6 protein-coding genes are annotated in these 9,241 nt (G+C 71.0%); 3 read left to right on the top strand and 3 right to left on the bottom strand.

The features are described from left to right. Nucleotides 1–104: 104 nt before the first annotated feature. The gene (locus Q673_RS21775) at nucleotides 105–2,957 is read right to left on the bottom strand and encodes an FAD-binding and (Fe-S)-binding domain-containing protein (RefSeq protein ID WP_023004751.1); all 2,853 of its coding nucleotides are present in this window, start codon (nucleotides 2,955–2,957) and stop codon (nucleotides 105–107) included. Next, nucleotides 2,954–4,114 carry an FMN-dependent L-lactate dehydrogenase LldD gene (lldD, locus tag Q673_RS21770; protein ID WP_023004750.1) on the bottom strand — a complete coding sequence of 387 codons (1,161 nt, stop codon included), beginning with the start codon at nucleotides 4,112–4,114 and terminating at the stop codon, nucleotides 2,954–2,956. The genes Q673_RS21775 and lldD overlap by 4 nt, the downstream gene beginning before the upstream one ends. A gap of 323 nt (nucleotides 4,115–4,437) precedes the next feature. Here lldD and Q673_RS21765 point away from each other — a divergent pair, with 323 nt between their 5' ends. The 3 genes from Q673_RS21765 to Q673_RS21755 are packed head-to-tail and all read left to right on the top strand — an operon-like array spanning nucleotide 4,438 to nucleotide 8,517. After that, complete coding sequence (locus tag Q673_RS21765) at nucleotides 4,438–5,223, top strand: GntR family transcriptional regulator (RefSeq protein ID WP_023004749.1); 786 nt, start codon at nucleotides 4,438–4,440, stop codon at nucleotides 5,221–5,223. Continuing rightward, nucleotides 5,220–7,142: a sensor histidine kinase gene (locus Q673_RS21760; protein WP_023004748.1), complete on the top strand. Its 1,923-nt coding sequence runs from the start codon at nucleotides 5,220–5,222 to the stop codon at nucleotides 7,140–7,142. Before Q673_RS21765 ends, Q673_RS21760 begins: the two co-directional genes overlap by 4 nt. Next, entirely contained in the window at nucleotides 7,135–8,517 is a 1,383-nt protein-coding gene (locus Q673_RS21755; RefSeq protein ID WP_023004747.1) for a sigma-54-dependent transcriptional regulator, read from the top strand. Before Q673_RS21760 ends, Q673_RS21755 begins: the two co-directional genes overlap by 8 nt. On the opposite strand, the gene Q673_RS21750 is transcribed toward Q673_RS21755, so the two are convergent. Further along, nucleotides 8,493–9,164 (bottom strand): metal-dependent hydrolase, encoded by a 672-nt coding sequence (locus Q673_RS21750; protein WP_023004746.1) that lies wholly within the window; start codon nucleotides 9,162–9,164, stop codon nucleotides 8,493–8,495. The genes Q673_RS21755 and Q673_RS21750 overlap by 25 nt on opposite strands. Nucleotides 9,165–9,241 lie beyond the last annotated feature (77 nt).

Here is a 9,241-nt window from a genome sequence, read left to right as displayed (position 1 = left end):
CCGAAGGGTGAAGATGGCGTGACGCCGCCACCTTCTTCCGCGACAGCCGCGCACCCTGTCCACAGCGCGCCCAGTGGAGCGCCTGTGGATAGGTCACCCGCGGCTCAGCCAGGCTGGCTGGCGCGATCCAGCAGGGAGAGGATCGAACGATACGGGATCTCCCCATGCCGGGACAGGCCGATCTCGCAGGTGCGGGAGTTGGAATAGCCGGCGCTGCACCCGGCCACCTGCTCGGCCAGGCCAGACAGGGCCGAGGCGTTAAGTTCCGGCACGCCGAACCCCTTGTCACCGGCGAAGCCGCAGCAGGTGATCTCCGCCGGCACCACCACCTCTTCCGCGCAGGCACGGGCCAGGGCCACCATCTTGTCGCCCAGGCCCATGCGGGTGCTGGAGCAGGTGACATGCACGGCGACCCGCTCGCCCACCGGCGTCACGTCGAGCCGTGGCAACAGGTGGTCATGGGCGAAGGCGACGGGCTCCTGCAACACCAGGCAGTCGTCGAGATGCTCCTGCATCTGCAGGGTGCAGGGGCTGGTATCGCAGAGGATCGGATGGCGGCCGTTCTCGCTGGCGGCGAGCAGCTCGCGGTTGAGCTCGCGCCCCTTGTGGTCCGCCTCGTCGAACTGCCCCTTGGAACGGAAGGCCATGCCGCAGCAGAGACTGTCGACCCGCGCCGGGATCACCACCGCGAACCCGGCCCGCTCGAGCAGCGCCAGGGTGACCTCCATCACCGAGCGTGACTCGCCGTCGTCGCGGCGGTCGGCGCCGAACATGCGGGTCGCGCAGCTGGGCAGGTAGACCACCCGGGGGCGCGACGCCTCGACGTCGACGTGTCGCTTGAGCACCCTCACCGGCGCCGCCTGGGGCAGCGCCGGGGTCCACTGGGGCAGGCGCTCGCCGCTCAGGCGCCGCACCCCCTGGCTGATGGCACCCATCACGCCGTCGCCGAGCAGGCGGTTGGCCGCACCGGCCAGGCGCAGGGTGCCCCGCGCCGCCCGGGTGACGCCGTCGAAGTGCGCCCCCAGGCGGCGGGCGAGCCCGGCGTGGTGGCCGAGCCGGCGCCGGCGCATGTCGCGCACCAGGTCGCCAGTGTTGATGCCGACCGGACAGCGGGTCTCGCAGAGCCCATCCACGGCACAGGTGGCATCCACCGCATGGCCCAGGTCGGCGCGCAGCGCGGCCAGCCGCGCGACATCGTCATCGCTGGCCGCAGCGCCCTGCGCCTCGAGGCGCGCCAGCTCGCGGGTGATCACGATGCGCTGGCGGGGCGTCAGGGTCAGGTCCCGCGACGGACAGACGGATTCGCAGAAGCCGCATTCGATGCACTTGTCGACGATCTCGTGGGCCGCCGGCAGCGGCTTGAGGTTCTCCAGGTGCAGGGTCGGGTTGCGACTGAGGATCACCTCGGGGTTGAGCAGGTTCTCCGGGTCGAAGAGCGCCTTGATCTCCCACATCAGCGCATAGGCCTCGGGGCCCCACTCCAGTTCCACATAGGGGGCCATGTTGCGCCCGGTACCGTGCTCGGCCTTGAGCGAGCCGCCGTACTCGACGCCCACCAGCTGCGCCACCTCGTCCATCAGCGCCTGGTAGCGCTCCACCTCGCCGGGCCTCTCGAACCCCTGGGGGAAGACGAAGTGCAGGTTACCCTCCAGGGCGTGGCCGAAGAGGATCGCCTCGGCGTAGCCGTGGCGATGGAAGATGTCGGTGAGTGCCAGCACCCCCTCGTCGAGGCGCTCGATGGGAAAGGCGACGTCCTCGATGATCACCGTAGTGCCGGTCTCGCGCACCGCGCCCACCGCGGGGAAGAGCCCCTTGCGGATCTTCCAGTAGAGGGCATAGGTGTCGGCATCACGGGTGAAGCCGACCGGCTCCAGGGGGCGGATCCCCTCCAGCGTCGCCTGCACCTCGCCGAGGCGTGCCTGCAGCTCCGCCTCGTCGTTGCCGCGCACGTCGATCAGCAGCGCCGCCGCCCCCTCGGGCAGCGTCCGCAGCACCTCCGGCATGCCGGCCTCATCCTCCACCGAACGCAGCGCGGCACGATCCATCAGCTCCACCGCCGAGACCGGCGAACGCTTCAGGGCGATGGTGGCACGGCAGGTGGCGGCCATGTCCGGGAAGAAGGCCAGCGCCGCCGCCTTGAGGGGCTCGTCGACCACGGTGTCGTAGGTGATGGCGGCGATGCAGCCCAGGGTGCCCTCGGAGCCGATCATCAGGTGCTTGAGGATCTCGATGCCGTCGCTGAAGTCCACCAGGCTATTGAGGGCGTAGCCGGTAGTGTTCTTGAGGCGGTACTTGTGGCGGATCCTCTCCGCCAGTTCGGCGTTGCCGCGGGTCTCGGCGGCAAGGCGCTCGAGCCCCGCCAGCAACTCGGTGTGGGAGCGGCGGAAGGCCGCCACGCTCTCGGGGTCGGCGGTGTCCAGCAGGGTGCCGTCGGCGAGGATCACGCGCAGGTCGCGCACGGTGCGATAGCTGTTCTGGGCGGTGCCGCAGCACATGCCGGAGGCGTTGTTGGCGGCGATGCCGCCGACCATGCAGCTAGCGATGGAGGCCGGGTCGGGGCCGATCTTGCGCCCGTAGGGGGCCAGCAGCTGGTTGGCCCGGGCACCGATCACTCCCGGCTGCAGGCGGATCGCCCGCCCCTCGTCGAAGATCTCGTGACCGCGCCAGCCACGCCCCAGCTGGATCAGCACCGAGTCGGTGACCGCCTGGCCGGAGAGCGAGGTGCCGGCGGCGCGGAAGGTCACCGGCAGGCCCCGGGCACGGCACTCGGCCAGGGTCAGACGCAGCTCCGCCTCGCTCTCGGGGCGCACCACCAGCCGCGGAACCAACCGATAGAAGCTGGCATCGGTGCCGTAGGCCAGGGTGCGCAGCGGGTCGTCGATCAGTCGTTCGCCAGGCAGCGAGGCGGACAGGGCGGCCTTGAGTTCATGGTAGGCCTCGGCGCCTGGCCGGCTCATGGTGAGCCACCCGCCTGGCGCGCGCCTTCCACCAACGATTCGGGCCCCAGGTCGGCGATGCTGCGCGCCCCGGTGAGCGTCATCGCGACACGCATCTCCTTTTCGAACAGCTCGAGCAGGTGCGCCACCCCCGCCTCGCCGGCGGTGGCCAGCGCATAGATGAAGGCACGCCCCAGCAGGACGGTATCGGCGCCCATGGCGACCATACGCACGACATCGAGCCCGTTACGAATGCCGGAGTCGGCCAGGATCGCCAGGTCCCCCTTCACCGCCTCGGCGATGGCCGGCAGCGCCCGTGCGGTAGAGGGCACCCCATCGAGCTGGCGGCCGCCATGGTTTGAGACGACGATGCCGTCCGCGCCGAAGCGCACGGCGTCACGGGCGTCCTCGGGGTCGAGGATGCCCTTGATGATCATCGGGCCATCCCAGAACTCACGAATCCACTCCAGATCCTTCCAGGAGATGGAGGGGTCGAAGTTGTCGCCGAGCCAGGCGATGTAATCCTCGAGCTCCGTCGGATGGCCACGGTAGTCGGAGACGTTGCCCAGGTCATGGGGGCGGCCATGGACGCCCACGTCCCAGGCCCAGCCCGGCCGGGTCATGGCCTGAAGCATGCGCCGGATGCCACCGTGCCTGCCGCTCATGCCGGAGTGCGCATCGCGGTAGCGTGCCCCCGGCACGGGCATGTCCACCGTGAAGACGAGCGTCTTGACGCCGGCGGCCTTGGCACGCTCCAGGACGTGCTTCATGAACCCCCTGTCCTTCAGCACATAGAGCTGGAACCAGATGGGGCGCTCCACCGCCGAGGCGACCTCGTGGATGGGGCAGACCGACACCGTGGACAGCGTGAAGGGTATGCCCTTGCTGGCCGCGGCTCGCGCGGCCTGCACCTCGCCTCGCCGCGCGTACATGCCCGTCAGGCCCACCGGGGCCAGCGCGACCGGCATGGCCAGCGACTCGCCGAACAGCTGGGTCTCGAGCGACAGCGTGGACATGTCCTTCAGGACGCGCTGGCGCAGGGCGATGCTGCCGAGATCGTCGACGTTGCGCCTCAGCGTGCGCTCGGCGTAGGCGCCGCCATCGGCATAATGGAAGAGGAAGGGCGGGATACGCCGCTGGGCGGCCTGGCGGTAATCCGTGGGAGAGGAAATGATCATGGCGAGCCCTGTGCTGTGGAGGAGCCATCTCCATATGGCCTTGGCAGGAGTCGTACCGAGTCCGCGCCGACCCCTATCGGGAGCATTCGGTGAATTGGTAAAACCAATTGACACTCTAGCATTGGCGCACCATATGGCGCCGCCCCTGCCGTGTCAAACCGACAGCGCACAGATCCCCATCGACTTTGGTTGAACCCTCCCGGATCGGATGCTTTCCCCGCAGAATCACGTAAGGTTCCAACGACCCCTCCTGGCCCGAGGCTATGGTCATACCAATTTGACACGGTATCATCACGGCAATACGCACTCGCCAGGAAACCCTCATGGCCTACTCCCACCTGCGCCAGCCGCGTCTGGCCGACGTGATCACCGAACGCCTCGAGGCGATGATCCTCGAGGGCAGCCTCAAGCCCGGGCAGCGCCTCCCGCCGGAGCGCGAGCTGGCCGAGCGCTTCGGCGTCTCGCGCCCGTCGCTGCGCGAGGCGATCCAGAAGCTCGCCGCCCGCGGCCTGCTCAACAGCCGCCAGGGGGGCGGCACCTTCGTCAGCGAGGAGCTCAACAGCGGCTACAGCGATCCCCTGCTGGAGATGCTGGCGCGCCACGGCGAGTTCCACCTCGACCTGCTGGAGTTCCGCGACGCCATGGAGGGCCTCTCCGCCTATTATGCCGCCCTGCGCTCCACCCCTACCGACCGGGCCCTGCTGATCAAGCGCTTCGAGGAGCTGGAGGAGCGCTTCCAGGGGCGCGACCCCCACGAGGAGGCCAAGGCCGACGCCGCCTTCCACCTGGCCATCGCCGAGGCCGCCCACAACGTGCTGCTGCTGCACACCATCCGCGGCATCTTCCACCTGCTGGAACGCAGCATCGTCGACAACCTGGCCCACCTGTTCGAGAAGCCCGACGCCCGCCCGCGGCTGATGGTGCAGCACCGCGCCCTGCTCGACGCCATCCTCGAGGGGCGCGCCGAGGACGCCCGCGCCCGTGCCCACGAGCACCTGGTGTTCGTCGAGGAGGGGCTGCTGGAGCTGGAGCGCGCCGAGACCCGCGCCCAGCGTGCCCTGCGCCGCGCCCAGGCGATGCCACCCGCACGCCGCGACGGGGCCACATGACGGCGGCGGCCGAGGCCTCCCGGCTGCCGCGACGCTGGCGCCACTGGCTGTGGTGGCTGGCGCCGCTGGGGCTCGTGCTGGTGATGTGGCAGGCCGCCGACGTCGCCCGCCAGCAGGCGCTGCAATCGCTGCAGCAGGATGCCGAGAACGAGCTGCGCCTCTCCGCCACGGGGCTGACCGGTTACCTCTCGCGCCACGCCTACCTGCCCCGGCTGCTGGCCTCCCGCGAGGCGGTACGCCGCTTCCTCGCCGCCCCGCAGAGCCAGGATGCCATGCCCCTGAACCTGCTGCTCGACCGCTTCCGCGCCACCACCGGGGTCTCCGACATCTACCTGCTCGACCGCCACGCCGATACCCTGGCGGCCAGCAACTGGCACCGCCCCAACACCTTCATCGGCGAGAACTACGCCTTCCGCAGCTACTACACCGACGCCATCGCCGGACGCCCGGGACGCTTCTACGGCCTCGGCGTGCAGTCGCTGGAGCGCGGCTACTACTTCTCCGCCCCGGTGTGGCTGGACGATACCGCCCCCGACGCCACCCCCGACGGCGTGATGGTGGTCAAGGTGCTGCTGGACGCCGTGGAGGCGAGCTGGGCCGAGCAGGAGGCCGAGCTGCTGATCACCGATGCCGACGACATCATCTTCATGGCCAGCCGGCCCGAGCTGCGCATGGCCTCCCTGGCGCCGCTGTCGGCGGCCGAGCGGCGCGCGCTGCTGGCCACCCGGCGCTACGCCGACGAGCCCCTCGACCACTCCGGCTTCGAGGTCCTCGAGCGCCTCGGCGAGCGCAGCCGCCTGGTCGGTTTCGCCCACGGCCCCCTGGCGGGGCAACGCTTCCTCGGCCTGCGCCGGGCGCTGCCGGAGCTTGGCTGGGAGATGCAGATCCTCAAGCCGCTGGACCCGGTGGTCCGGGCCCAGTGGGTCTCGGCGCTGCTCGCCGGCGGGCTCTACGGGATGGTGCTGTTGGGTGGCGGCATCGGCTGGCAACGCCTGCGCCTGCGCCGCGAGCGCGAGCTGTTCGCCGAGCGCGAGCGCCACACCCTGGCCCGGGCCCGGGACGAGCTGGAGCGCAACGTGGCCAGCCGGACCCGCGACCTGGTCGAGACCAATCGCCGCCTCTCCGACGAGGTGGAGGAGCGCAAGCGCGCCGAGGCGGACCTGCGCCGCACCCGCGACGAGCTGATCCAGGCCGCCAAGCTGGCGGTGCTCGGCCAGCTGGCCGCCGGCATCAACCATGAGCTCAACCAGCCGCTGGCCGCCATCCGCGCCTACGCCGAGAACGCCCGCGCCTTCCTGGCGCGCGAGCGCCTGGAGAGCGCCGACCGCAACCTGGCCGAGATCGTCGAGCTGACCGGGCGCATGGCCGAGATCAGCGCCCAGCTGCGCCAGTTCTCGCGCAAGGGGGGCGAGCGGCGCAGCGCGGTGTCGGTCACCGACTGCTTCGAGTACGCCCTGCGCCTCTTCCAGGCACGCCTCCAGGAGGCTGACGTGCGGGTGGAACGGCACTTCCCCCCGGCACCGGCGTGGGTCGAGGCCGACCCGGTGCGCCTGGAGCAGGTGCTGGTCAACCTGATCGGCAACGCCCTGCAGGCCATGGCCGGCACCGCTGCGCCGAGCCTGGCGCTCAGCGTGCGGGCGGATCACGAGACCATCGAGCTGGCCGTCGAGGACAGCGGGCCCGGCATCCCCCCCGAGCAGCTGACGCGCATCTTCGAACCCTTCTTCACCACCAAGACGCCGGGCAGCGGCCTGGGACTGGGCCTGTCGATCTCGTCGCGTATCATCGACGACCTCGGCGGCCGCCTGTTCGCCGAGAACCGGGCCGAGGGCGGCGCCCGCTTCGTCATTCGCCTGCCGCGGACCCGCCCCGCCGCGGCCTCCTCTATCCGCCGCCAGGAGAACGCGCCCCATGCATGAGACGGCCGAGCCGCCGGTGATGATCATCGACGACGAGCCCCACCTGCGCATCACCGCCGGCCAGACCCTGGAGCTGGCCGGCTACGCACCGCTGCCCTACCCCGGCGCCGAGGCCGCCCTGGCCGCGCTTGGTGGCGACTTCCCCGGGGTCATCGTCAGCGACATCCGTATGCCCGGCATGGACGGCATGGCGCTGCTGCGCGAGGTGCGCCGCCGCGACCCCGACCTGCCGGTGATCCTGATCACCGGCCATGGCGACATCTCCACCGCGGTGGAGGCGATGCGCGAGGGCGCCTGGGACTTCCTGGAGAAGCCCTTCGCCGCCGAGCGGCTGGTGGAGGTGGTGCGCCGCGGCGTCGAGAAGCGCCGCCTGAGCCTGGAGAACCGCGCCCTCAAGGCCGAGCTCGAAGCCCAGCAGGCGGCCCCCGGCCCCCGCCTGGTGGGGCGCACCCCGGCGATCCAGCGCCTCGCCGCCATGGTCCAGCGCATCAGCCAGGTGGAGGCCGACGTGCTGCTGTTCGGCGAGACCGGCGCCGGCAAGGACCTGGTCGCCCGCGCCATCCACGAGCGCAGCCCGCGGGGCGGCCACCCCTTCGTCGCCATCAACTGCGGGGCGGTGCCGGAGAGCACCATCGAGTCAGAGCTGTTCGGCCACGAGAAGGGCGCCTTCACCGGCGCGGTGGAGCGGCGCATCGGCAAGTTCGAGCACGCCAACGGCGGCACCGTCTTTCTCGACGAGATCGAGTCGATGCCGCTCGCGCTGCAGGTCAAGCTGCTGCGGGTGCTGCAGGAGCGCAGCGTCGAGCGCCTGGGCGCCAACGTGCCGGTGCCGCTGGACATCCGGGTGATCGCCGCCACCAAGGTGGACCTCAAGGCCGCCGCCGAGGCCGGCACCTTCCGCAAGGACCTCTACTACCGCCTCGACGTGGTGACCCTGCCGATCCCGCCGCTGCGCGAGCGGCGCGAGGACATCCCCCTGCTGTTCCAGCACTTCGCGGTGGTGGCCGCCAACCGCAGCGGCCTGGAGGCGCCGCCGCTGGATGCCGCCGGCACCTCGGCCCTGCTCGCCCACGACTGGCCCGGCAACGTGCGCGAGCTGCGCAACCTCGCCGAGCGCTACGTGCTGCTGGGGGCGGCCTTCGACTACCGGCTGGAGGCACTGCTGGCCGGCGCCGAGAGCGAGAGCGGCGAGCTGGCGTTGCCCCAGCAGGTGGAGCTGTTCGAGAAGAGCCTGCTCGACCAGGCCCTGACCCGCCATCGCGGCCGGGTCTCGGAGGCGTGCGAGCGGCTCGGACTACCCCGCAAGACCCTCTACGACAAGCTCAAGAAGTACGGGCTACGCCCCGAGGACTACCGCCACAGCGACGCTCCCTGAGCGAGCAGGTCGTGAAGCGCCGCCCAGGCCGGCAGCCAGGGCAGCAGGTTGGCGCCGGCGGCGAGCATCACCAAGGCGTTGCCTGGCGAGCGCCAGTCCAGCGGCTTCAGGGCGGTGCCGAAGGAGCGCTTGATGCGTACCCCGGTGAGGTCGACGCTGTAGAGCTCGTCGAGTAGCAGGTGGAGCGTGAAGCCCAGCGCCAGCGACACGCCATGGCCCCAGGCCAGGGCATCGGGCTGGGCCAGCAGCCGGTGGCTGAGCGCCGCGGTCGCCAGGCCGCATAGCCCCGCCGCCAGCAGCGAGTGCCAGATGCCGCGATGCACGGTGAGGCGCGCGAACAGCGCCCCGGCGAGGTAGCGCACCGCCAGGTAGAGGGCGCCGCAGGCGAGCAGCAGGCCACCGGTGGAGAGCCGCCCCTGCAGCAGCAGCGCACCCGCCACCACCGCCGGTATCGCCAGCAGGTTGAACACCAGGCGGATCGCCTTCGAGCTGTCGGCGTCGATATCGGGCAGGATGCCGCCCAGGGTCACCAGCGCCAGCATCGGCAGCGCCTGCCAGGCGTCCCACAGCCCCGCCTGCCAGCCGCCGTGGGCGAGCACAGCACCGCCGGCGGCGGCCACGCCAAGGTGGGTGCGGAAGTCGGCCATGCCGGGGCGGCCCTCGAGACTGGATAAATACCCAGATTATCGCCCGCCCCGCCATGAAGAAACAATGGCTTAGAAAA

The organism is Halomonas sp. PBN3 (assembly GCF_000475415.1).
Taxonomy (GTDB): domain Bacteria; phylum Pseudomonadota; class Gammaproteobacteria; order Pseudomonadales; family Halomonadaceae; genus Halomonas; species Halomonas shengliensis.
The sequence above is the reverse complement of the archived record's forward strand: the minus strand, read 5'-3'. Positions and strand labels throughout refer to the sequence as shown.

Excerpts from the sequence above, each read along its gene's own strand:
- Q673_RS21775 (WP_023004751.1), bottom strand. The coding sequence starts at position 2,957 with ATGAGCCGGCCAGGCGCCGAGGCCTACCATGAACTCAAGGCCGCCCTG.
- lldD (WP_023004750.1), bottom strand. The coding sequence starts at position 4,114 with ATGATCATTTCCTCTCCCACGGATTACCGCCAGGCCGCCCAGCGGCGT.
- Q673_RS21765 (WP_023004749.1), top strand. The coding sequence starts at position 4,438 with ATGGCCTACTCCCACCTGCGCCAGCCGCGTCTGGCCGACGTGATCACC.
- Q673_RS21760 (WP_023004748.1), top strand. The coding sequence starts at position 5,220 with ATGACGGCGGCGGCCGAGGCCTCCCGGCTGCCGCGACGCTGGCGCCAC.
- Q673_RS21755 (WP_023004747.1), top strand. The coding sequence starts at position 7,135 with ATGCATGAGACGGCCGAGCCGCCGGTGATGATCATCGACGACGAGCCC.
- Q673_RS21750 (WP_023004746.1), bottom strand. The coding sequence starts at position 9,164 with ATGGCCGACTTCCGCACCCACCTTGGCGTGGCCGCCGCCGGCGGTGCT.